24 protein-coding genes and 1 tRNA gene are annotated in these 21,656 nt (G+C 72.3%); 15 read left to right on the top strand and 10 right to left on the bottom strand.

Annotated features, from left to right (window positions below):
- Positions 1-14 precede the first annotated feature (14 nt).
- Together rph and rdgB are read left to right on the top strand one after the other, a co-directional pair.
- Positions 15-767 (top strand): ribonuclease PH, encoded by a 753-nt coding sequence (rph, locus tag MMF94_RS03570; RefSeq protein ID WP_241035039.1) that lies wholly within the window; start codon positions 15-17, stop codon positions 765-767.
- A complete protein-coding gene (gene rdgB / locus MMF94_RS03565; protein ID WP_277398640.1) occupies positions 764-1,354 on the top strand; it encodes an RdgB/HAM1 family non-canonical purine NTP pyrophosphatase in 591 nt (196 codons plus the stop codon). The genes rph and rdgB overlap by 4 nt, the downstream gene beginning before the upstream one ends.
- A 79-nt stretch (positions 1,355-1,433) precedes the next feature.
- Here rdgB and pcaC read toward each other — a convergent pair whose 3' ends face one another.
- Positions 1,434-1,841: a 4-carboxymuconolactone decarboxylase gene (pcaC, locus tag MMF94_RS03560; protein ID WP_241034778.1), complete on the bottom strand. Its 408-nt coding sequence runs from the start codon at positions 1,839-1,841 to the stop codon at positions 1,434-1,436.
- 129 nt (positions 1,842-1,970) lie between these two features.
- Here pcaC and MMF94_RS03555 point away from each other — a divergent pair, with 129 nt between their 5' ends.
- Positions 1,971-2,654, top strand: a complete 684-nt coding sequence (locus tag MMF94_RS03555) for a TVP38/TMEM64 family protein (RefSeq protein ID WP_241034777.1) — start codon at positions 1,971-1,973, stop codon at positions 2,652-2,654.
- Positions 2,655-2,692: 38 nt separating this feature from the next.
- Here the strand turns inward: MMF94_RS03555 and MMF94_RS03550 are convergent.
- The 3 genes from MMF94_RS03550 to MMF94_RS03540 form a co-directional block, all read right to left on the bottom strand.
- Positions 2,693-2,765, bottom strand: a tRNA-Leu gene (locus tag MMF94_RS03550).
- Entirely contained in the window at positions 2,730-3,407 is a 678-nt protein-coding gene (locus MMF94_RS03545; RefSeq protein ID WP_241034776.1) for a hypothetical protein, read from the bottom strand. The genes MMF94_RS03550 and MMF94_RS03545 overlap by 36 nt, the downstream gene beginning before the upstream one ends.
- 54 nt (positions 3,408-3,461) lie before the next feature.
- Positions 3,462-4,649 carry a PfkB family carbohydrate kinase gene (locus MMF94_RS03540; RefSeq protein WP_379660394.1) on the bottom strand — a complete coding sequence of 396 codons (1,188 nt, stop codon included), beginning with the start codon at positions 4,647-4,649 and terminating at the stop codon, positions 3,462-3,464.
- 155 nt (positions 4,650-4,804) lie between these two features.
- Here MMF94_RS03540 and MMF94_RS03535 point away from each other — a divergent pair, with 155 nt between their 5' ends.
- Positions 4,805-6,184, top strand: a complete 1,380-nt coding sequence (locus tag MMF94_RS03535) for a family 4 glycosyl hydrolase (protein ID WP_241034775.1) — start codon at positions 4,805-4,807, stop codon at positions 6,182-6,184.
- Here the strand turns inward: MMF94_RS03535 and bcp are convergent.
- Positions 6,174-6,641, bottom strand: coding sequence for a thioredoxin-dependent thiol peroxidase (gene bcp, locus MMF94_RS03530; RefSeq protein ID WP_241034774.1), 468 nt, complete (start codon positions 6,639-6,641; stop codon positions 6,174-6,176). The genes MMF94_RS03535 and bcp overlap by 11 nt on opposite strands.
- 122 nt (positions 6,642-6,763) lie before the next feature.
- Between bcp and MMF94_RS03525 the strand changes: the two genes are divergently transcribed.
- The gene (locus tag MMF94_RS03525; RefSeq protein ID WP_241034773.1) at positions 6,764-6,985 is read left to right on the top strand and encodes a DUF3618 domain-containing protein; all 222 of its coding nucleotides are present in this window, start codon (positions 6,764-6,766) and stop codon (positions 6,983-6,985) included.
- A 9-nt stretch (positions 6,986-6,994) separates the two neighbouring features.
- Here the strand turns inward: MMF94_RS03525 and MMF94_RS03520 are convergent, their stop codons facing one another.
- From MMF94_RS03520 to MMF94_RS03505, 4 genes are all read right to left on the bottom strand, one after another.
- Entirely contained in the window at positions 6,995-8,218 is a 1,224-nt protein-coding gene (locus MMF94_RS03520; protein WP_241034772.1) for an NAD(P)/FAD-dependent oxidoreductase, read from the bottom strand.
- Positions 8,219-8,248: 30 nt separating this feature from the next.
- Positions 8,249-9,028, bottom strand: a complete 780-nt coding sequence (locus MMF94_RS03515; protein WP_241034771.1) for a SigB/SigF/SigG family RNA polymerase sigma factor — start codon at positions 9,026-9,028, stop codon at positions 8,249-8,251.
- Positions 9,025-9,465 (bottom strand): ATP-binding protein, encoded by a 441-nt coding sequence (locus MMF94_RS03510; protein WP_241034770.1) that lies wholly within the window; start codon positions 9,463-9,465, stop codon positions 9,025-9,027. Before MMF94_RS03510 ends, MMF94_RS03515 begins: the two co-directional genes overlap by 4 nt.
- A 68-nt stretch (positions 9,466-9,533) precedes the next feature.
- On the bottom strand, positions 9,534-9,932 hold the full coding sequence (locus MMF94_RS03505) for an STAS domain-containing protein (RefSeq protein WP_241034769.1): 399 nt from the start codon (positions 9,930-9,932) through the stop codon (positions 9,534-9,536).
- A gap of 198 nt (positions 9,933-10,130) precedes the next feature.
- On the opposite strand from MMF94_RS03505, the gene larE reads away from it, so the two are divergent.
- From larE to MMF94_RS03460, 9 genes are all read left to right on the top strand, one after another.
- Positions 10,131-10,967: an ATP-dependent sacrificial sulfur transferase LarE gene (larE, locus tag MMF94_RS03500; protein ID WP_241034768.1), complete on the top strand. Its 837-nt coding sequence runs from the start codon at positions 10,131-10,133 to the stop codon at positions 10,965-10,967.
- Positions 10,964-11,629 carry a nickel pincer cofactor biosynthesis protein LarB gene (gene larB, locus MMF94_RS03495; protein WP_241034767.1) on the top strand — a complete coding sequence of 222 codons (666 nt, stop codon included), beginning with the start codon at positions 10,964-10,966 and terminating at the stop codon, positions 11,627-11,629. The genes larE and larB overlap by 4 nt, the downstream gene beginning before the upstream one ends.
- Positions 11,626-12,774, top strand: a complete 1,149-nt coding sequence (gene larC, locus MMF94_RS03490) for a nickel pincer cofactor biosynthesis protein LarC (protein WP_241034766.1) — start codon at positions 11,626-11,628, stop codon at positions 12,772-12,774. The genes larB and larC overlap by 4 nt, the downstream gene beginning before the upstream one ends.
- Positions 12,775-12,841: 67 nt before the next feature.
- Positions 12,842-13,924 (top strand): four-carbon acid sugar kinase family protein, encoded by a 1,083-nt coding sequence (locus MMF94_RS03485; RefSeq protein WP_241034765.1) that lies wholly within the window; start codon positions 12,842-12,844, stop codon positions 13,922-13,924.
- Positions 13,921-14,916, top strand: a complete 996-nt coding sequence (pdxA, locus tag MMF94_RS03480; RefSeq protein WP_241034764.1) for a 4-hydroxythreonine-4-phosphate dehydrogenase PdxA — start codon at positions 13,921-13,923, stop codon at positions 14,914-14,916. Before MMF94_RS03485 ends, pdxA begins: the two co-directional genes overlap by 4 nt.
- A 28-nt stretch (positions 14,917-14,944) precedes the next feature.
- Complete coding sequence (locus tag MMF94_RS03475; protein ID WP_241034763.1) at positions 14,945-16,246, top strand: nickel pincer cofactor-dependent isomerase, group 22; 1,302 nt, start codon at positions 14,945-14,947, stop codon at positions 16,244-16,246.
- The gene (locus MMF94_RS03470) at positions 16,246-17,787 is read left to right on the top strand and encodes a UxaA family hydrolase (protein WP_241034762.1); all 1,542 of its coding nucleotides are present in this window, start codon (positions 16,246-16,248) and stop codon (positions 17,785-17,787) included. The genes MMF94_RS03475 and MMF94_RS03470 overlap by 1 nt, the downstream gene beginning before the upstream one ends.
- 15 nt (positions 17,788-17,802) lie before the next feature.
- Complete coding sequence (locus tag MMF94_RS03465; protein ID WP_241034761.1) at positions 17,803-18,564, top strand: SDR family NAD(P)-dependent oxidoreductase; 762 nt, start codon at positions 17,803-17,805, stop codon at positions 18,562-18,564.
- 17 nt (positions 18,565-18,581) lie between these two features.
- The gene (locus MMF94_RS03460; RefSeq protein WP_241034760.1) at positions 18,582-20,378 is read left to right on the top strand and encodes an IlvD/Edd family dehydratase; all 1,797 of its coding nucleotides are present in this window, start codon (positions 18,582-18,584) and stop codon (positions 20,376-20,378) included.
- Positions 20,379-20,429: 51 nt separating this feature from the next.
- Here the strand turns inward: MMF94_RS03460 and MMF94_RS03455 are convergent, their stop codons facing one another.
- Positions 20,430-20,993 (bottom strand): helix-turn-helix domain-containing protein, encoded by a 564-nt coding sequence (locus tag MMF94_RS03455; protein ID WP_241034759.1) that lies wholly within the window; start codon positions 20,991-20,993, stop codon positions 20,430-20,432.
- Between the two features lie 40 nt (positions 20,994-21,033).
- Between MMF94_RS03455 and MMF94_RS03450 the strand changes: the two genes are divergently transcribed.
- Complete coding sequence (locus MMF94_RS03450) at positions 21,034-21,567, top strand: GNAT family N-acetyltransferase (RefSeq protein ID WP_241034758.1); 534 nt, start codon at positions 21,034-21,036, stop codon at positions 21,565-21,567.
- The last annotated feature ends 89 nt before the right edge of the window (positions 21,568-21,656 follow it).

The raw sequence follows: 21,656 nt of genomic DNA, 5'->3' as shown, positions 1-21,656 counted from the left end.
GCAGTGCCCGCGACGTGGCCAGGGTGGATGGCCGAGCCGACGACCAGCTACGACCGGTGACGATCACCCGCGGCTTCCAGAAGCACCCGGCGGGTTCGGTGCTCGTCGAGTTCGGCGACACCAAGGTGCTGTGCGCCGCGAGCGTCGCGGAAGGCGTGCCGCGCTGGCGCAAGGGCTCCGGCCTGGGCTGGCTCACCGCGGAGTACGCGATGCTGCCCTCGGCCACCAACACCCGCAGCGACCGCGAGTCCGTGAAGGGGCGCATCGGCGGCCGCACCCACGAGATCAGCCGGTTGATCGGCCGCTCGTTGCGTGCCTGCATCGACCTCGCCGCCCTCGGCGAGAACACCATCGCCCTGGACTGCGACGTGCTGCAGGCCGACGGCGGCACCCGCACCGCGGCGATCACCGGTGCCTACGTTGCGCTCGCCGACGCCGTCACCTGGCTGGGGGCGCACGGCCGCCTCGCCGACCCGAAGCCGCTCTCGTGCCGCGTGGCGGCCGTCAGCGTGGGGGTCGTCGACGGGCGGGTCCGGCTGGACCTGCCCTACGAGGAGGACTCGCGCGCCGAGGTGGACACCAACGTCGTCGCCACCGACACCGGCACGCTCATCGAGGTCCAGGGCACCGGTGAGGGCGCCACGTTCACCCGCAGCACGCTCGACGCCATGCTCGACACGGCGCTCGCCGGCATCCGGCAGCTGTCCGACCTGCAGGCCGCCGCGCTCGCCGAGCCCTACCCCGGCACGCTGCCGACACAGCCGTGAAGGTGCTGCTCGCCACCCGCAACGCCGGCAAGCTCGCCGAGCTGCGGCGGATGCTCGCGGACGGCCCCGTCGAGATCGTCGGGCTCGCCGACGTCCCGGAGTTCCCGGACGCGCCCGAGACCGGAGCCACGTTCGCGGAGAACGCGCTGGCGAAGGCACGCGACGCGGCGAACGCCACCGGGCTGCCGTCCGTGGCCGACGACTCGGGGCTCGCCGTCGACGCCCTCAACGGCATGCCCGGCGTGCTCTCCGCCCGCTGGTCGGGCCGGCACGGGGACGACGTGGCCAACCTGGAACTGCTGCTGGGTCAGCTCACCGACGTGCCCGACGAGCGCAGGGGAGCGGCGTTCGTCTGCGCCGCGGCGCTCGTGGTGCCGGGCGGCCTGGAGACCGTGGTGCACGGCGAGTGGACCGGCCGGATCGTCCGCGGGCCCCGCGGCTCGGGCGGGTTCGGCTACGACCCGATCTTCGTGCCGGACGGGGAGCAGCGCACCAGCGCCGAGCTCAGCCCGGAGGAGAAGGACGCGGCCTCGCACCGGGGCCGGGCGATGCGCGCCCTCCTCCCACACCTACGCGACCTGCGGTAAGCCCGTCATCGCAGAGGCGCTGTCGTCCTCGCAGGGCCCGCGGCCCCTGCGCGGAACTCGTCGGCTCTGCGACGACGGCTCAGGACGCGTCCTCGTTCAGGATGCGGCGGGCCACGCCGAACGCGGAGTTGGCGGCGGGCACTCCACAGTAGATCGCGCTCTGCAGCAGCACCTCGACGATCTCCGCCCGCGTGAGGCCGTTGCGCAGCGCGGCGCGCAGGTGCAGCTCCAGCTCGGCGTAGTGCCCGTGCGCGACGAGGGCGGTGATCGTGATCGCGCTGCGCATCCGCCGGTCCAGGCCGGGGCGGGTCCAGATGTGACCCCACGCGTATCGGGTGATCATCTCCTGGAACTCGGCCGTGACGTCGTCGGCACGGGCGAGTGCCGCGTCGACGTGGTCGGGCCCGAGCACCTCGCGGCGCACGGCGAGCCCGTCGGGGTCGAGATCGAGATCGAGAGCGGGAGATTGCGGCTGCTCGGTGGTCACGATGGTCCACCGTAGCCGCCGCTGCGGCGCGGGTCGTTCGGTGAGCGCGCGGTGGCGGGGCGGTGGCCTGATGGTGGCGTACTGCACCCGTCGACGTGCTGTCGACGCCTCCGTCGGTACGGTCGAAGTATGACCTGGAGGAGGGTGGCCGCAGGCGCCGCTGTGCTGGTGGTGGCCGGCATCGCCGTCTTCCTTCTGCGCGACGGTGTCCCCGATGTACGCCAGACGGTGCAGAGCGCCGGGCTCTGGGCGCCGGTGCTGTTCGTGCTGCTCCAGGGTGCGATCACGATCACTCCGGTGCCGCGCACGGTCTTCACCGTGGCCGCGGGCGTCCTGTTCGGCTCGGTGCTGGGGCTGCTGCTCACCGTCGCCGGCACCACACTGGCCGCGGTGCTGGCTTTCTGGCTGGTCCGGCTGATCGGCGGCCGGATGGCGGAGCGGCACGCCCACCGCCGTGGAGTGGCCTGGGTGCGCGGTCGGCTCGACCAGAGCGGGCTGCTCGCCATGGTGTCCCTGCGTCTCATCCCGGCCGTGCCGTTCGCGGTGATGAACTACGCCTCGGCGCTGTCAGGGGTGCGCTTCCTGCCGTACCTGCTGGGCACGGTGCTCGGGGTGCTGCCCGGCACGGTCGCCATCGTGGTGCTGGGCGACGCGGCGGTGGGCGGCAGCCCGCACCCGGCCATGTTCGCCGTGTCGGTCGTGTCGGGGCTGCTGGGTCTGACCGGCGCGCTGCTGGTGGCGCGCCGCCGTCCGATCGACGAGCCGATACCCCCTGCGACACAGGGGGTATCGGGGGAGGCTCAGGCCGGGTAGCACTCTCGGTGAGCGCCTCTCGGACAGGGGTGTACGGGTGCCGGCGGTGGGATTCGAACCCACACTGTCGGGTTCCTAGGACCCGCGCCTCTGCCGTTGGGCTACGCCGGCGTTCTTCCTTCCACACCACGTGTCGGTCATGGCGTGACAGTTGGGACAGAGGATACGGAGGTTCTCAAGACGATTGTCAGTGTGGTCGCCGTTGATGTGGTCCAGGGCGAGAGGAAGCGGCTGACCTCGCCATTCGTTCAGTCCGCACTCCTGACAGCGGTCGGGCAGCAGCCCTGCGGCGACGAGCCGCAGTCGAAGAGAGCTCGATCCTGTTGTGGAGCCCTTGACCAGAAGTTTATCGAGGGGGGTGAGGCCGGTGGACGGCCGCTTCAATCCTCGTGCCCAGCCCTGCCCGCGGAAGTGACTGGTGTCGAGGCCGAGTCGGCGGATGTGGGCGACGATGTAGCGGAACATCCCGCCGTTGGTCTCGTAGCCCAGGCGTCGCAGGACACCGTGCACCGACGTCTCGACGCGTACCGCCTCGATGAGGTCCTTGTCGCTGAAGCGTCGCGAGCTGCGTGGCGACGCCGCGCCCGCGCGGGGCAGGTGTGAGGCGTCCAGCCCGAGACGCTGGATGTGGCGGCTGAGCACGTCGTACTTGCCGGGCTGCAGTCCCAGCCGCCGGCAGACCTCGCTCAACGTGCTGCTCGCGGCCACCGCCACGGCGAGCTGCTCGTCGGTCCAGCTTCGGGCGCGGGGCATGAGCGGATCATATCGAACACATGTTCGAAACTAGGTCCGGGTCGGTCGATACGCTCAGACCGGGCGGGTCAGGTCCGACTGGCGGGCGATGGTGGCGGCTGCGCGCCGGACACCGCAGACGTGGGTGCGGGGCACCAGGGCGTCGAGGAAGCCGTAGCGGCGGCGCAGTTCGTCGGCTCCCTGGTGACCCGCGGCGGCCTGTTCCTCGACCTGCCGCCACCAGTCCCCGATGTCGCCCCACCCCGGAGCGGCGAGCGAACCGCCGAACTCGTGCACGGCGAGCGCCGCGGAGACCCCGGCGAACAGCAGCCGGTGTTCGAGCGGCCAGCCCGCGATCGTGCCCAGCACGAGGCCGGCTCCGAACACGTCGCCTGCGCCGGTGGGGTCGAGCGCATCGACCGGTAGCGCGGGGACCGACGCCTCCTCGCCCGTGACGGCGTCCACAGCCATTGCCCCGTCGCCGCCGCAGGTGACGACGGCGAGCGGGACGTGGCGGGCGAGCCGGTGCAGCGCCTCGCGAGGGCTGTCGGTGCGCGTGTAGCTCATGGCCTCCACGGCGTTGGGCATGAACGCGTCGCACCCGTCGAGCGTGGTGAACAAGGTGGGGTCCCAGGCCCCGGTGGGGTCCCAGCCGGCGTCGGCGAAGATCATCGAGCCGTTCGCCCTGGCCTGGACGACCCAGTCGGGGAGCACCGGTTCGGCGGCCCCGGCGCCGATGCTGGTGATCACGGCCCGTGAGGGTGGGGGCGTGCCGATCAGGGTGTCGGCGCTGATCGGTAGGTGGTGGGCGTGGGTGACCATGCTGCGGTCGCGATCCACGGCCATCGACACCGTGACGGGTGAGTGCCATCCCGCGAACTGCCGCGAGCGCGATAGGTCCACCCGTTCCTGCCCGGCGAGGGTGCGCCAGCAGAAGTCGGCGTAGACGTCGTCGCCGAAGCCTGCCGCGAGGCTCGTGCGCAGCCCGAGCCGGGCCGAGGCAATCGCCAGGTTGGCGATGCCTCCGGGGCAGGAGGCCATCCCCCCGGCCCACACCTCCGTGCCCGCGGCGGGGAGGGTGGGCAGGCCGGTGAACACGATGTCGAGGAAGACCGTGCCGGACATGAACACGTCGATCGCGGGCCAGTCGGCGTCACGCACGTCGACGAGGGGGTCCCACCACACCGTCTCGTGCGGCAAGGTCAGCGGCCCCACCGGCAGTGCCTCCGGATCGGGAACAGCCCTCCACGCTGCGCTGGTCACGGCGAACTCATCCCCCTCCGGTGGTGCTCTTCGGATACTGCCGCCTTGTCCGCGCGTGTGGCAACGCGAACGCCGGGCCACACCCCGTGGCCCGCGGGAGGCGGGTGGCGCCTGCGTTACCGTCGGCGGGTGGCTCACTTCGTGCAGGCGCTCGCGTGAGACTCACCGTCCTTGGCGGCGGGGGCTTCCGGGTCCCCCTGGTCTACGCCGCGCTGGCGGGCGGCTCGCCGGTCACCGAGGTCGTCCTGCACGACGTGGTGCCGTCGCGCCTGGCCGCGATCCGCGCCGTGCTGGCCCGGATGGAGCGGCCGGGCGCCCCGGCCGTGCACACCACCACCGATCTCAACGAGGCGCTGAGGGGTGCGCGGTTCGTGTTCTCGGCGATCCGGGTTGACGGGCTGGCCGGGCGGACCGTGGACGAGCGCGTCGCGCTGGCGCACGGGTTGCTGGGCCAGGAGACCGTCGGCGCGGGAGGCATCGCGTACGGGCTGCGCACGGTCCCGGTGGCGGTGCGGGTGGCGCAGCGTGTGGCCGAGGTCGCGCCGCGCGCGTGGGTGATCAACTTCACCAACCCGGCCGGCATGATCACCGAGGCGATGCAGCGCGTGCTCGGCGAGCGGGTGGTCGGCATCTGCGACTCCCCGGTCGGCCTGGCGCAGCGGGCGCTCCGGGCGGTCGAGGGCATGGGCCTGCGCGACGCCCCGGCCGGCGGGGAGGGGGGCGGTCTCGGTGTCGGCTACGTGGGGCTCAACCACCTGGGCTGGCTGCGCACGCTGCGCGTGAACGGTGTGGACCGCTTGCCCGACCTGCTCGCCGACGACTCCGCGCTGCGCACCATCGAGGAGGTGCGGCTGATGGGCGCCGACTGGGTGCGCACCGTCGGGGCGCTGCCCAACGAGTACCTCTACTACTTCTATCGGACGCCGGAGGCGGTGGCGGCGATCCGGTCCGAGCCGATCACCCGGGGCGAGTTCCTCGCCGAGCAGCAGGCTCGTTTCTACGACGCGGCGGCCACCGCCGACCCGGAGGACGCCCTGCGCCGCTGGTCGCGGACACGGGACGAGCGCGATGCCACCTACATGGCGGAGAGCCGCCGCGCGAGCGGCGCGGGTGCGCGTGAGGCGGCCGACGTCGCGGCGGGGGGCTATCAGCAGGTGGCACTCGAGCTGATGACGGCCCTGGCCGGCGGCTCGCCGCGCATGCTGATCCTCAACGTGCGCAACGGTTCGGCGGTGCCGGGCCTGCCGGCAGCCGCGGTGGTCGAGGTGCCCTGCATGGTCGGTCCGCACGGCGTCACACCGTTGGCCACCGATCCGCTGCCGGGCTCGATGCTCGGGCTGCTGCAGCAGGTCAAGGCGGTGGAGCAGGACACGATCGAGGCTGCGTTCACGGGCTCCGTGACGCTTGCGGTGCGTGCCTTCGCCCAGCATCCCCTCGTCGGCTCTGTCTCCGTCGCGCGCGAGCTCGTGGCCGCCTACCGGGCGGCGCTGCCCGGGGTGGCCGCGGTGCTGGGCCCCGGGCGGCTCAGATCTTGAGGTCCCGGCGCAGCTTCGCCACGTGCCCGGTGGCGCGCACGTTGTACTGGGCTTCCTCGATCTTGCCGTCGCCGTCGACCACGAACGTGGAGCGGATCACGCCCGTGACGGTCTTGCCGTACATCTTCTTCTCCCCGAAGGCGCCCCACGCGGTGAGGACCTCCTTGTCGGGGTCGGAGAGGAGCGGGAAGTTCAGGCCTTCGGCGTCTCGGAACTTCGCGATCTTGGCCGGCTTGTCCGGCGAGATGCCGATGACGTCGAGCCCGGCGTCGCCGAGGTCGGCGAGGCTGTCGCGGAAGTCGCACGCCTCCTTTGTGCACCCCGGAGTGCTGGCCGCGGGGTAGAAGTAGACGATGACCCGGCGACCGCGATAGTCCGAGAGCGACACCGGCTTGCCGTCGGCGTCGGAGAGGGTGAAGTCCGGGGCCGCGTCGCCCACCGCCAGTCGAGTACTCATGCCGGCGATACTCGCACCACGGCCGGGGGGTGGCGCGCCGACCCGCCCCAGCCGTGCCGAGCGCTGCGGCGCGCGTGATCTACGGTGGCATCTCCTCGACCGTGCGAACTGCAGGAGGCATCGTGGCGCGCGACCCGGACACCATCCAGCGTGAGATCGAGCAGGCCAGGGACGCGCTCGCCGAGAGCCTGGACGCGCTGGGCGAGCGGGCCAGCCCGAAGCGCCTGGTGGACGCCGGAAAGGAGAGCGTGCACGAGCAGCTCGACGACCCGAGGATCCGCTACGGCCTCATGGCCGTGGGGGCGTTGCTCGCCATCGCGTTCATCCGCCGCATCTTCCGCTGACCCCGGGCCCTACAGGGTTGCGCCTTCGGCCACCTGCATGCGGTAGCGGGTGACGGTCCGGGCCGCGCCGAAGCCGACCACGGCCATCAGCCGGTCGCCGTCGAGGTACCCGGCCACGGTGCCGCGGACGGGACCTCCGTCGAAGCCCTCACCGTGGAGGGGCACCACCGAGTCGGCCAGCTCCGGGCGGCCGAGGAGCTGGATCTTGAGACCGAACTGGTCGGACCAGAAGTAGGGCACGGTCGCGGGCGGGGGAGCGGCGCCGAGGATGTCGCGAGCCACCACCGCAGCCTGGTCGGAGGCGCTCGTCCAGTGCTCGTCGCGGTAGCGCTCACCGTGCACCGGGTCGTCCCAGGCAGCCACGTCGCCCACGGCCCACCCGGCGTCCAGCCCGTGGATCCGGCCGGTGGGACCGCAGGGCAGACCGTTGCCGAGGTCGAGCCCGCAGCTCGCCAGCCAGTCCAGCCGTGGAACGCCGCCGATGCCGACCACCGCGGCGTCGGCCGAGACGCTCGAGCCGTCGGCCAGCTCGACGCCCACGCCGGGGCCGGTGGAGTCGGTGAACCCGGTGATCTTCACACCGGTGCGCAGGTCGACGCCGCCCTCCACGAGCAGCCGGCCTGCGATCGCCCCGACGTCGGGCCCGAGGGCGCGGGCGAGGACCACGGGTAGGCCCTCCAGGACGGTGACGGCGACCCCGAGCTGCCGGGCCGCGCTCGCCACCTCCGCGCCGATGAAACCGCCGCCCACGACGAGCAGCGACTCGATCTGGGTCAGGGTGGCGCGCAGGGCGAGTGCGTCGTCCAGTGTGCGCAACGTGTGGACGGAGTCGGGCTGCCCGGGCAGCGTGCGGGCCACCAGGCCGGTGGCGATCACCACGGCGTCACCGTGCAGCGTGGCGCCGTCGGAGAGCTCGAGCTCGTGGCCGGAGGTGGCCCCCGGGCTCCAGCCGGTGCCGCCACCGCCGGGCCGCAGCGCCACGGCCGCCATCCCGAGGTGGACGCGGACGCCCAGGTCCTCGAGCTCGTCGAGCCCGGTCAGCGCGGTGCGCTCGGGCTCCCAGTCGCCGGTGAGGATCTGCTTGGACAGCGGCGGCCGGTCGTACGGAGCGTGCTGCTCCGCGCCCACGAGGCTGATCCGTCCCTGGTATCCCGCCGAGCGCAGCTGCTCGACGGTGCGCAGGCCGCCGAGGCCCGCTCCGATGATCATCACGTGTTCGGGTTGGCCAGTCATGAGTCTCCCTCCGCAGGAACGAGCCGAAGGTCAGCTGACGCGGGTCTCTGGGTCCAGCCGCGAGCGAAGCCGGTCGAGGGTCTGGGCCAGCAGGCGGGAGACGTGCATCTGCGAGATCCCGACGCGATCAGCGATCTGTGTCTGCGTCATGTTGCCGAAGAACCTCAGCAGGACGATGGTGCGCTCGCGTTCGGCGAGCTCGGCGAGCACGGGGCGCAGTGCCTGGCGGAAGTCGACGCGATCCAGCTCCGCGTCGGCCGCGCCGACCAGCTCTCCCACGGTGGCGCTGCCCTGCTCGGACGAGAGCATCTCGTCCAGCGACGAGCTGCGGTAGGCCTCCGAGGCCTCGAGCCCTTCGAGCACGTCCGACACCGGCACGCCGAGCAGCTCGGCGATCTCGGTGGGTTTCGGTGCCCGGCCCAGGTTCTGCGACAGCTCCGAGACCGCACCGTTGATGGACACGTGCAGGTCCTTGAGCCGTCGCGGCACCCGCATCGACCAGCCGAGGTCACGGAAGTGCCTGCGTACCTCGCCGCTGATCGTGGGCACGGCGAAGGAGAAGAAGTCGCTGCCGCGTTCCGGGGAGTACCGGTCGATGGCGTTGATGAGACCGACGGTCGCCACCTGCACGAGGTCGTCGAGCGGCTCGCCCCGGTTGGAGAACCGGCGCGCGATGTGCTGGGCCACCGGCAGGAAGCCGCGAACGAGCTCCTCGCGCAGCCTCTCGCGGTCAGGGTCGTCCGGCTCCAGCGCCGCATACCGCTCGAGCAGGGGAGCGAGGTGGCCGTACTCGGGATCGGCCCTGGTCACCGTGGTAGATCGCCGGAGCGCTTGTCCAGGCGGATGCCGACGGTGGGCCCCGCTCCGCCGACACCGGGCTCGTGGTGCACGGCGACGTCGTCGGCGAGGGTCTGGAGTACGCGCCATCCGAACGTGTCGGTGGACACCGCGGCATCGGGGTGCCGGGCCTGTACCTCGGCGTGGACCTCGATGCGCTCCGAACGCACCATGAAGGTGCACAGCAGCATCGAGGACGGTGCGGCGACGTCGACCAGGGTGGCGCAGGCCTCGTCGACGGCCATCCGAAGATCGGAGATGGCGTCGAGGTCGAAGTCCGCTCGCGCGGCCAGGTCCGAGGCGACGGCGCGGATCGTGGGGATCAGCGCGGCGCTCGCCGACGTCCGGACCTCGACGGTCGAGGCCCCGTCGAGCGTCTCGGCGGGCGAGAGGCCGTCCAGGTCGGACACGCTGCCGGGTCTCCTTCCGGTCGTGCTGGGAACGTGATCGGTCATCTTGCTACCCGCTGTGTGAGGGATCAATCATCGTCGCCGGTCGCGTGGCGCGTGTCGGCGTACATGTCGAAGAGCTGGTCGGTGCCGGTGACCTCCAGCGGACGCCGGACGGCCCGGGTGCTCACGACCAGCCGAAGTCTCGCACCGCGCTCGTCGGCCCGGTGCGCCGCCTGGATGAGGACGGCCAGACCGCTCGAGGCCAGGAACGTCACACCGGTCAGGTCGACGACGAGCCTGCTCGCGCGATCGTTCATCAGCTCGTCGACGGCGGCCGAGAACTGGGGTGCGGTGAGGGTGTCCACTTCGCCCTGCACCTCGAGGACGACGGTGCCGGGCCGGGACCGTGTGATGACGGTGCCGAGGAACTCGCCGACCGGATCGGCAGCGGGCGCATTCGACCCGGGCTGTGCGGGGTCGGGCATGGTCTCCACCTCCGGCGCCTGTCAGACGCTGGCCCGGCCGGATCGAGGAAGCACCAACCGGAGCTCCGCAAGTACCTCGGTCGAAACGATGGGGTCTCGGGCGCGTCAGGCGAAACCCTACCCTTGCGCCGACGTGCATCGGCACGCAGCACCGCTGTCCGGTGGTGGGTCCCCGCACGGCACACATACAGTGACCTGGTGCGCACGCAACTACCGGTGGATGCCCTCCTCGCCGCTCTGCGAGGTCGGCTGCGCAGCGAGCAGCGACTGCTCGTGGCGTTCTCGGGAGGGGTCGACTCGGCCCTCGTGGCCGCCGTGGCGGCCGAGCAGCTCGGTGAGCGTGCCGTGGCGGTCACCGCGGTGTCGGCCAGCCTGCCGCGGGCGGAGCGCATCGCCGCCAAGGAGTTCGCCCGTGGCCGCGGTATCGCCCACGTGGAGGTGGACACCGACGAGCTCGACCGGCCCGAGTACGTCGCCAACGGCGCCGACCGCTGCTTCCACTGCAAGACGGCACTGTTCGACGCGCTCGGGCCGCTGGCCACCCTGTCCGGTGCCCGCATCGCCCTCGGCACCAACATGGACGACCTGGGCGACCATCGGCCGGGCCAGCGGGCCGCGAGCCAGCGGGGCGCGATCGCCCCGCTCCTCGACGTCGGCTTCGGCAAGGCCGAGGTGCGCCAGGTGAGCGTGGCCCTCGGCCTCGACACCGCCGAGAAGCCGGCCGCGGCGTGTCTCGCCTCCCGGGTGGCGTACGGCGACCCGGTGACGCCGGAGGTGCTGCACCGCGTCGAGCTCGCCGAGGTGGGGGTGCGCGAGCTCGGGTTCCCCGTCTGCCGGGTGCGGGTCCACGCGGGTGGCGCGGTCGCGCGGATCGAGGTTCCCGCCGACGAGGTGCCCCGCGCTGCGCAGCTGCGCGGGGAGCTGGACGCGGTGGTCCGCTCGGCAGGCTTCGACTTCTGCGCCCTGGACCTGCAGGGCTTCGCCAGCGGTCGGATGAACGTCCTGCTCGGCATGCCCGCTCGCAGCGCGCCGTGACGGACGGCTTCGAAGACCTCGGGTACGCGCGGGCCGACACCGGCCGGGAGCGGCGGCTCGGCCTGCCGGAGGTGGTCTACGGCCCGGGCAAGACGGCGGAACAGATCATCGGCGTGGTGGGAGCGCTGCTCGCCGCCAACGAGGGGCCGGTGCTCGTCACACGGCTCGAGGAGGCCACCGCGGCGGTCGTCGCAGCGGCCGTGCCCGGTGGGGAGTACGACCCGGCCGCGCGCCTGCTCGTGTGGCGGCCCGCGTCGCCACGGGCGTTCCGGGTGGTCGTCGTCTCCGCAGGCACGTCCGACGCACCGGTGGCGGCCGAGGCCGCGGCGGTGGCTCGCGCGATCGGCCTGGACGTCATCGAGCTGCGGGACGTGGGCGTGGCCGGTATCCACCGGCTGCTCGGTGAGGTCGAGGTTCTCGCCGGAGCCGACGCCGTGATCTGCATCGCCGGGATGGAGGGTGCGCTCCCGAGCGTCGTGGGCGGGCTCGTCGGCTGTCCGGTGATCGCTGTGCCCACGTCGGTGGGCTACGGCGCGACCCTGGAGGGGGTCACCCCGCTGCTCGCGATGCTCAGCTCGTGCGCCCCCGGGCTCGTGGTGGTGAACATCGACTCCGGGTTCGGTGCAGCGGTGGCGGCGCACCGGATGGCGGTCAGGCGATGATCCTCTGGCTCAACCCGGTGAGCGGAATCTCCGGGGACATGCTGCTCGGCGCCCTGCTGGACCTGGGTGCCCCGCTCGACGGCGTACGCGAGGCCGTGGCGCGCACCGGCCTCGCAGGCTGGAGCCTCGACGCCGCGCGCGTCACGCGCGGGGGGATGTCGGCGACCAGGGCGATCGTCACCGTGGAGGACACGGCGACCGAGCGCCGGGCAGCTGCCCTGCTCGCGCACGTCGAGCGGGCGGAGCTGCCACTGGCCGCCCGCGCCGTCCGGGCGATCGCGGAGGTCGAGGCGCGCATCCACGGCACCGATCCGGGTGTCGTCCATCTGCACGAGATCGGCGGCCTGGACACGGTGGTCGACACCGTGGGCGTCGCCGCGGCCCTGGAACTGCTCGACGTCACGGAGGTGCACTGCGGGCCGCTCGCCCTTGGCACCGGCACCGTCTCGACCAGGCACGGCATCCTGCCCCTGCCCGCGCCGGCCACCGCGGCGCTGCTCGCGTCGGCGGGCGCACAGGTGACGGGGACCGGTAGCGGGGAGACCGTCACGCCCACCGGGGCCGCGCTGCTCGTCGCCGCGGAGGCACGGTTCGGGCCGGTGCCCACCATGGCGCTGCAGTCCGTGGGCTACGGCGCGGGGAGCCGCGACCCCGCCGACCGTCCGAACGTGCTGCAGGCCCTGATCGGCGAGGCCGCGGGAGCCGCATCGGGAGCCGGGGCGGCGATGGTGCTGCTGGAGACGAACGTCGACGACGTCACGGGCGAGGTGCTGGGCCACCTGGTCGGGCTGCTGCTCGACGCGGGTGCCGCGGACGCGTGGCTCTCGCCGATCGTCATGAAGAAGGGGCGCCCGGCGCACACCGTGCACGTGCTCGCCGCGCCGGAGCGGGCAGGCGACTGCGAACGGATCGTGCTCGCCGAGACCGGAAGCCTCGGGCTGCGGCGCACCACCGTCGACCGGCTGGCGCTGCCCCGCAGCACCGTGACCGTGGACGTCGACGGGCACGCGGTCCGGGTCAAGCACGGTCCCTGGGGCTCCAAGCCCGAGCACGACGACGTGGCCGCCGCGGCAGCGGCGCTCGGCCTGCCGCTGCGGGAGGTCACGCGCCGGGCCCGCAGCGCCGGGTCAGAGGATGCGCGTTGACTTTGGAAAGCGCATCCACATAGCCTCGGAAGCGGCCGTTTCCCTCCCGACGGAGGTCATCGCACGAGTGGCTCCCGGCACCGTCCGTCACCTTGCCATCGTCGCCGACGACCTGACGGGCGCCGCCGACGCCGCAGCTCCTTTCGCCGCCCGCGGGCTGAATGTCTCCGTCGTCCTGCCCTCCTCCGAGGTGCTACCCGCGGACGCCGAGGTGCTCGCCCTGCTCACCGACAACCGCTGGCGGCTGGAAGCCGAAGCCGCGCGGCGGATGCGGGCCGCGGTCTCCCGCATCCGGGACTGGGGTCCCGAGATGCTGTTCGTCAAGATCGACTCGACGCTGCGCGGGCGGGTGCGCGCCGACGTCGCGGTCGCGCTGGACGCCTGGGGCGGCGGTGACGCCGTCGCCACACCTGCCTTTCCCGGCCAGGGCCGCACGGTCCGGCACGGCGCGCTCGTCGTCCACGGTGAGACGACCGTGGAACGGGTGGCGGACCACTTCCCGCCCGGTGTGCGGGTGGCCGACGCCGAGACCGACGACGACCTGGCGCAGATCGCCCGCGAGATCGTCGCGGACGGGTCCGTCGCGGTCGGCTCGGGTGGGCTCTCCCGCGCTCTCGCCGCTCTGCGCGAACCCCGGCCCCGCCGGGGCGGAACCCGAGCGGCCGCGACCGGTGTGCTGCTCGTCGTCGGCACCGCGCATGCGGCCACGACGGCGCAGGTGGAGCACGCCATCGGCTGCGGGGCGGAGCTCGTGGTGATCCGTCCCGGGGGTACGTCCCCGGCCGAGACCGTGGCGGCTGCCCTGCGTGCCGGCCGCCGGATCGTGCTGACCTGCGAGGTCACCGGCGAGGTCGAACCGGACAGCCCGCAGGCGGTGGCGCTGACCGCGGAGCTCGCGCGGGTCGTGACCACCGTGCTGGACGCGGCGCCGTCCGCCGGGCTCGTTCTCACCGGCGGTGCCACCGCCCTCGCGGTGGCGACCGTCCTCGGAGCTCACGAGGTGTGCCTGCTCTCGGAAGTGACGCCGGGCCTGCCACGGGGTGAGATGGTGATGAGGGACCGCTCTATCCCGGTGGTCACCAAGTCGGGCGGGTTCGGTGCGAAGGACGCACTGTGCCGCGCCGCGGAGGCTTTGGAGGTGCGCCCATGACGCCGTTGCTCGGGCTGACCGTCGGTGACCCTGCCGGCATCGGACCGGAGGTCACAGTGAAGGCGGCGGGTGATCCGCGGGTCGCGGTAGCGCGGCTCCTCGCGATCGGCAGCCTCGAGGCCCTGCGCGCCGCCGCGGCGGTGGTGCCCGACGCGCCTGCCCTGCGTGCGGTGTCCTCTCCCGGCGAGGCGCGTTTCGAGCCGGGCACGCTCGACGTGCTCCCCGTGCCCTCGGACGTCGCCGTGCCCGTCGGACAGCTCTCCGCCGAGGCGGGGCAGATCGCCTTCGAGGGTGTGGAGCTCGCGGTGTCGCTCGCGCTCGCGGGTGAGATCGACGGCATCGTCACCGCGCCCCTCAACAAGGAGGCCATCGCGCTCGCCGGCCACCCCTACCCCGGCCACACCGAGATCCTGGCCGATCTCACCGGCACCACCGACTTCGCGATGATGCTCACCGCGCTGAAGCTCCGCGTCGTGCACGTCACCACCCACGTCGGGATCCGCACGATGCTGGAGCGCGTCACCACCGAGCGCGTCCTGACCACGATCCGGCTCGCCCACGCCGCGCTGCGCGACATGGGCATCGACAAGCCGACCGTCGGTGTCGCCGGGCTCAACCCGCACGCCGGCGAGGGCGGCCTCTTCGGCGACGAGGAGGCGCAGGTCATCACGCCCGCGATCGAGCAGGCCAAGGCCGAGGGGATCGCGGCGAGCGGACCGTGGCCCGCCGACACGCTGTTCGGGCGGGCCGTCGCGGGTGACTTCGACGTGGCCATCGCGATGTACCACGACCAGGGCCACATCGCGGTGAAGGTGCTCGGCTTCGAGACCGGGGTCAACGCGACGATCGGGCTGCCGATCGTGCGCACGAGCGTCGACCACGGCACGGCCTTCGACATCGCGGGCACCGGCAAGGCCGGCGCCGACAGCCTCGTCGAGGCCATCACCGTCGGGGCGGCGATGGCGCAGGCCCGCGCCGCCGCCCGCGCATGAGGGGAGAGGCCGTCATGAGGGAAAAGCAGTGACCCACCACCTCGGCCCGTTCGAGGCCGTTCGCGGCCTGGAGTTCGACGCGCCCTTCCCACACCTGCTGCCCGTCCGCCAGCTCCTCGACGACACGCGCATCCAGGACGTCGCGGCGGCCACGGCGGCGGCCATGGAGCCGCTGCGCTCCCGGATCACCCCCGGAATGACCGTGGCGATCACGGCCGGCAGCCGCGGCATCCACGACAAGTGCGCGGTGGTGCGCGCGGCAGGGGAGTGGCTGCGATCGCTCGGCGCCGAGCCGTTCGTCGTGCCGGCGATGGGCTCGCACGGCGGCGCCACCGCCGAGGGGCAGGTGCAGCTGCTCGCCGAGCTCGGGATGACCGAGGAGTCGCTCGGCATGCCGATCCACGCCACGATGGAGACGGTCGAGCTGGAACGGGTGCCAGGCGGCCCGGCGGTGCACCTCGACGCCAACGCGGCCAAGGCCGACGCCATCCTCGCGGTCAACCGCATCAAGGCCCACACCGACTTCTCGGACGAGGTGGAGAGCGGGCTCGCCAAGATCGTCGCCATCGGGCTGGGGAAGCGGCGCGGCGCCGAGGGCATCCACCGGTACGGGCCCGCGAACCTCGGCGTGTGGATCCCGCAGGTGGCCCGCCGGATCGTCGAGACGGGCAAGGTGCTCGGCGGCCTCGCGATCATCGAGAACGCGGGCGACCGGGCGGCCCGGATCGAGCTGGTCGCGGCCCAGGACATCGGTGGCCCCGTCGAGGCGGAGTTGCTCCTGGACGCCAAGCGCAGGATGGCCACCCTGCCCTTCGACGACATCGACGTGGCCGTGATCGATCTCCTCGGCAAGAACTACTCCGGCGCGGGCATGGACACCAACGTGATCGGCCGGATGATGATCCGCGGCAGCGCGGAGTTCGAGCGCCCGCGCATCACCAACATCGCGGTGCTGGACGTCAGCGACGCCTCCCACGGCAACGCGGTGGGCCTCGGCCTCGCCGACTTCGTGCCGTTCCGGCTGCTGGAGCGGATCGATCTGGAGGCCGTCTACATCAACGCGATGACCTCCGGTCTCGGCGGCCCGCAGCGCGCGCAGATACCGATGGCGATGGCCACCGACCGGAGCGCGATCGCCGCCGCGATCCTCACCTGCGGACGGCCGGATCTCGAAGGGGTCACGCTCGTCCGCATGCGCAACACCCTCGACCTGGAGCACCTGTGGGTGTCGGAGTCGCTGCGCGAACAGGTGCTGGCCCACCCGGGCCTGGAGGTCACGGGTGAGGCCGTTCCGATGGTCTTCGACGACGAAGGGCAGCTGGAGGGCTGATGAGCAGGGCATCGTCGGTGGATGTCGACGAGATCGGTGTGCGGCTGCACGAGGCCGACAACGTCGTGGTCGCCTTCCGCGATCTGGACGAGGGCACCACCGAGGGCGGGCTCACGCTGAGCCGGGCCGTGCCGCGGGGGCACAAGGTCGCCACGGCAGCCATCGCGGTGGGCGAGCCCGTGCGCAAGTACAACCAGATCATCGGCTTCGCCACGGCGGCCATCGAGCCCGGCGACCACGTGCACACGCACAACGTCGAGTTCAAGGCGTTCGAGCGTGACTACGCCCCCGGCTCCGATGTCACGGCCACCGAGATGGTGCCCGAGGCCGAGCGCGCCACCTTCCAGGGCATCGTCCGTGCCGACGGTCGCGTGGCCACCCGCAACTACCTCGGCATCCTCACGTCGGTGAACTGCTCGGCCACCACGGCCAAGCTGATCGCCGACCAGTTCCGCCGCCCCGGCCTGCTCGACGCCTTCCCGAACGTCGACGGCGTGGTGGCCCTGACCCACGGCACGGGGTGCGGGATGGCCGCCGACGGCGAGGGCCTCGCCGTCCTCCAGCGCACGCTCACCGGCTACGCCGAGCACCCGAACTTCGCAGGTTTCCTGCTGCTCGGGCTCGGCTGCGAGGTCAACCAGATCTCCGGCGTCTCCGACGAGTGGAACATCGACCCCAGCACGCCCGTGCGGACGATGACGATCCAGGAACAGGGCGGTACGGCCGCCACGATGCGGGCGGGCGTCGCGGCGCTGCAGGCGATGCTCCCGGCGGCGAACGACGTGAGCCGCACGACGGTGCCCGCGAGTGAGCTCGTGCTCGGGCTCAACTGCGGCGGTTCGGACGCCTACTCCGGCATCACGGCGAACCCTGCGCTGGGCGCCGCCGTCGACCTGCTCGTGCGCCACGGGGGCACCGCGGTGCTCGGCGAGACCCCGGAGATCTACGGCGCCGAGCACCTGCTGACGCGCCGGGCGGTGAGCCGCGAGGTGGCCGACCGGCTCGTCGAGCGGATCCGCTGGTGGGAGCGCTACACCGCCGACAACCACGGGTCGATGGACAACAACCCGTCGCCGGGCAACAAGGCCGGCGGCCTGACGACGATCCTGGAGAAGTCGCTCGGCGCCGTCGCGAAGGGCGGCACGACGAACCTGACGGCGGTCTACCGCTACGCCGAGAAGGTCACCGACAAGGGATTCACGTTCATGGACACGCCGGGCTACGACCCGGTCTCGGTCACCGGCATCGTGGCGGGCGGAGCCACGGTCATGTGCTTCACCACCGGGCGCGGCTCGGTGCTGGGCTGCAAGCCCACCCCCAGCCTGAAGCTCGCCACCAACACCGAGATGTACACGCGGATGACCGAGGACATGGACCTCAACTGCGGGGTCATCGCCGACGGTGCCGCATCGGTGCAGGACGTCGGCCGGGAGCTCTTCGAGCTGATCCTCGAGACGGCGTCCGGCCGCCGGACCTTGAGCGAGGAGCTGGGCTTCGGTCAAGAGGAGTTCGTGCCCTGGCAACTCGGGGCAGTCATGTGATGAGGGACGGACAGGATGCTCGATTTCAGTGACCAGGTCGTGCTCGTCACGGGCGCGAGCAGCGGGATCGGCGCGGCTGTCGCCGAAGGCTTCGCCCGCCACGGTGCTCGCGTTGCGGTGCACTACCACCGCAACCGCGAGGGGGCCGAGAAGGTCGTCGCCGCGATCCAGGCGGCCGGGGGGACGGCCGTGGAGGTCTCGGGCGACCTCGCCCCACCCGACGGGGCCGCCGCGGTCGTCGACGACGTCGTCGCCCGGCTCGGGCGGCTGGACGTTCTCGTGAACAACGCCGGTGACCTCCTGCGCCGCGGCCCGGTGGCGGAGACGTCCGACGTCGACTACGCGCGCGTGATGGACGTCAACATGACGTCGGTCTTCGCCGCGAGCCGGCAGGCCGTTCCGGTGATGCGCCGGCAGGGATCGGGATCGATCGTCAACGTCACCTCGGTGGCCGCCCGCACCGGCGGTGCCGGGGGCTCGGTCGTGTACGCCACGGCGAAGGCCGCGGTCAGCACCTTCACCCGCGGGCTGGCCAAGGAGCTCGCGCCCGAGGGGATCCGGGTCAACGCGATCGCGCCGGGAGTCATCACCACCCCGTTCCACGAGCGCCACACGGCCGACGCACAGATGAAGACGATGCTCGGCGGTATCCCGATGGGCCGTGCCGGGCGGCCCGACGAGTGTGCCGGCGCTGTGCTGTTCCTCGCATCGCCGGCGATGAGCGGCTACATCACCGGACAGGTGATCGAGATCAACGGCGGCCAGCTCACCCCCTGACCGAGATCGGAGCACGGATGAACGCCGACGGGCAGCGACGCCTACGCAGCCAGGCGTGGTTCGACAACCCGGACAACCCCGGGATGACGGCGCTCTACATCGAGCGGTACATGAACTGGGGCCTCACCCGGGAGGAGCTGCAGTCGGGCAGGCCGATCATCGGTATCGCGCAGACCGGATCGGACCTCTCGCCGTGCAACCGCCACCACCTGCAGCTCGCCGACCGTGTGCGCGAGGGCATCAGGGAGATGGGGGGCATCGCGTTCGAGTTCCCGGTGCACCCCATCCAGGAGACCGGCAAGCGCCCCACCGCGGCGCTGGACCGCAACCTGGCCTACCTCGGCCTGGTCGAGGTGCTCTACGGCTACCCGCTCGACGGGGTCGTGCTCACCACCGGGTGTGACAAGACCACGCCCGCCTGCCTGATGGCGGCGGCCACGGTGAACATCCCGGCGATCGTGCTGTCCGGTGGCCCGATGCTCAACGGCTGGTACAACGGCGAGCGCACCGGCTCGGGCACCATCGTGTGGAAGGCCAGGGAGATGCTGGCCGCCGGTGAGATCGACGAGGCCGAGTTCGTGGAGCTGGTGGCGTCGTCGGCGCCGTCGCCGGGGCACTGCAACACGATGGGCACCGCGTCCACGATGAACGCCCTCGCCGAGTCGCTCGGGATGAGCCTTCCCGGCTGCGCGGCGATCCCGGCTCCGCACCGCGACCGCGCACGCATCGCCCACGCGACGGGCAGGCGGATCGTGGAGATGGTGCACGAGGACCTCAAGCCCTCCGACATCCTCACCCGCGAGGCGTTCGAGAACGCGATTGTCGTGAACTCCGCCATCGGCGGGTCGACGAACGCGCCGATCCACATCACCGCGATCGCGCGGCACATCGGCGTGCCGCTGGAGATGGACGAGTGGCAGCGCCTCGGGCTCACCGTTCCGCTGATCGTCAACATGCAGCCGGCAGGCAAGTACCTCGGCGAGGAGTTCCACCGCGCAGGCGGCGTGCCCGCGGTGATCAACGAGCTGATGGCGCACGGTCTCATCCACGAGGACGCCCGCACGGTGAACGGGGCGTCGATCGGGGAGAACTGCCGCGCCACGGTGGCCACTGACCGCGACGTGATCAGCACCTTCGACGACGCGCTGGTCGGCGACGCGGGGTTCCTCGTGCTGCGCGGCAACCTCTTCGACTGCGCGATCATGAAGACGAGCGTGATCTCCCCGGAGTTCCGCGAGCGGTACCTGAGCGACCCGGACCATCCGAACGTCCTGCAGGGCCGGGCCGTCGTCTTCGACGGCTCGGAGGACTACCACGCCCGGATCGACGACCCCGAGCTCGCTGTCGACGAGGACTCCGTGCTGGTCATCCGCGGTGGCGGCCCGTTGGGTCATCCGGGCTCGGCCGAGGTGGTCAACATGCAGCCACCGGCCGCGATGATCAAGCGCGGGGTGCACTCACTGCCGTGCATCGGTGACGGCCGCCAGTCCGGCACGTCCGGCTCGCCGTCGATCCTCAACGCCTCCCCGGAGGCTGCGGCCGGTGGCGGGCTGGCACTGCTGCGCACCGGCGACACGGTGCGCATCGACCTGAACACGGGCGCCGCCGACGTCCTCGTCGATCCCGGGGAGCTCGCGCAGCGCCGGCGGCAGCTGGAGGAGGCGGGCGGTTATCCGATGCCCCCGTCGCAGACGCCGTGGCAGGAGATCCAGCGCTCGATGGTCGACCAGCTCAGCGACGGCATGGTCCTCAAGCCCGCGGTGGCCTACCAGCGTGTGGCCCAGACGATGGGCATACCCCGCGACAACCACTGACGCGCCACCGACGACCGGGACGTCCGCCGCGGCGGGGTCCCGGTCGTCGGGTCAGGTGGCGCGTTTCGTCAGCGCCACCAGGTAGCGGACCGGCTCGCGGGTCGTGTTCGCGTACGTGCACGGGGCCGGTGGGCCGAGCTGAAGGCAGTCTCCGGCGTCGAGTTCGTGGTCGGTGCCGCCCTCGCGGAAGAGCAGCCGGCCCTCCAGGATCCAGATCTGCTGGTGTCTGAAGGCGTAGGTGTCGGCCGCGTAGGAGACCTCCGCGCCCGCCGGCAGCTCGACCTCGACGAGCTGCAGCGGCCCGCCGCTGATCGGTGACACGGCACGGCGCCGGTAACCGGTCTCCGGATCGGTCCATGTCGGCTGGTCCGCGGCCCGCGCGAGGCGCCGGTCTCCGCCCTCGGCGCGGGCCACCAGTTCGGACAGCGTCATACCCAGCGCGGCCGACAGACGGCCGAGGAGGACCGCGGTGGGCTGCGCCTCGCCGCGTTCGATCTTGCCGATCATCGCTCGCGAGACACCGGAGCGCTCCGCGAGAGCGCTGGCCGACAGGGCACGGGACCGACGGGCGGCGGAGAGCGTCGCGGCGAGCGAAGCGGAGAGCGGGTCGGACATAGCTGCCACTATAGGATCCGATTTGCTTACTATCGTTGCCATGACTGCTGTGTCCGCCCGGATCCGGGACGCCTGCGACGCCGACGCCGGGGCTTGCGCGGAGATCTACGCCCCCTACGTCACCGACACGGCGATCTCGTTCGAGAGCGAGCCGCCCCAGCCCGGAGTCATGGCCCGGCGCATCGCCGACGCCCTGCGCACGCACGCCTGGCTCGTGCTGGAGGACCAGGGCCGGGTGATCGGCTACGCGTACGGCGGCCCGTTCCGTGCGCGGCGGGCGTACGACTGGTCGTGCGAGGTCAGCGTCTATCTCGGGCATGGCAGGCAGCGCACCGGCGGCGGGCGCGTGCTCTACGAGGCGCTGCTCGCCCGGCTGGCCGAGCGCGGGTTCCGCACCGTCGTGGCGGGCATGACGCTGCCCAACGACGCGAGTGTCGGCCTGCACCGCGCCATGGGGTTCGAGGAGATCGGGACCTTCCGCCGCATCGGCTGGAAGCACGGCAGGTGGCACGACGTGGCCTTCATGCAACGAGTGATCGGCGCCGAGGCGGAGGCACCACCCGAGCTCGTGTGACCTCGCGACGCTGCGGTGCATATGTCGCATTGACCCGATCGGGGGTATCTGTCCATCATCGAGTACTCGCTGTCAACGCCGACGGGGGC

The sequence above is a fragment of the Pseudonocardia alaniniphila genome (assembly GCF_022524485.1).
GTDB lineage: Bacteria > Actinomycetota > Actinomycetes > Mycobacteriales > Pseudonocardiaceae > Pseudonocardia > Pseudonocardia alaniniphila.
Note: the sequence above shows the minus strand (reverse complement) of the source record. Positions and strands in the feature narration are given on the sequence as shown.

What these genes read in the sequence shown, in the direction of transcription:
- MMF94_RS03555 (WP_241034777.1), top strand. Translation starts at nt 1,971, where the DNA reads ATGACCTGGAGGAGGGTGGCCGCAGGCGCCGCTGTGCTGGTGGTGGCC.
- MMF94_RS03545 (WP_241034776.1), bottom strand. Translation starts at nt 3,407, where the DNA reads ATGCCCCGCGCCCGAAGCTGGACCGACGAGCAGCTCGCCGTGGCGGTG.
- bcp (WP_241034774.1), bottom strand. Translation starts at nt 6,641, where the DNA reads ATGAGTACTCGACTGGCGGTGGGCGACGCGGCCCCGGACTTCACCCTC.
- MMF94_RS03520 (WP_241034772.1), bottom strand. Translation starts at nt 8,218, where the DNA reads ATGACTGGCCAACCCGAACACGTGATGATCATCGGAGCGGGCCTCGGC.
- MMF94_RS03505 (WP_241034769.1), bottom strand. Translation starts at nt 9,932, where the DNA reads ATGCCCGACCCCGCACAGCCCGGGTCGAATGCGCCCGCTGCCGATCCG.
- larC (WP_241034766.1), top strand. Translation starts at nt 11,626, where the DNA reads ATGATCCTCTGGCTCAACCCGGTGAGCGGAATCTCCGGGGACATGCTG.
- pdxA (WP_241034764.1), top strand. Translation starts at nt 13,921, where the DNA reads ATGACGCCGTTGCTCGGGCTGACCGTCGGTGACCCTGCCGGCATCGGA.
- MMF94_RS03470 (WP_241034762.1), top strand. Translation starts at nt 16,246, where the DNA reads ATGAGCAGGGCATCGTCGGTGGATGTCGACGAGATCGGTGTGCGGCTG.
- MMF94_RS03465 (WP_241034761.1), top strand. Translation starts at nt 17,803, where the DNA reads ATGCTCGATTTCAGTGACCAGGTCGTGCTCGTCACGGGCGCGAGCAGC.
- MMF94_RS03460 (WP_241034760.1), top strand. Translation starts at nt 18,582, where the DNA reads ATGAACGCCGACGGGCAGCGACGCCTACGCAGCCAGGCGTGGTTCGAC.
- MMF94_RS03455 (WP_241034759.1), bottom strand. Translation starts at nt 20,993, where the DNA reads ATGTCCGACCCGCTCTCCGCTTCGCTCGCCGCGACGCTCTCCGCCGCC.
- MMF94_RS03450 (WP_241034758.1), top strand. Translation starts at nt 21,034, where the DNA reads ATGACTGCTGTGTCCGCCCGGATCCGGGACGCCTGCGACGCCGACGCC.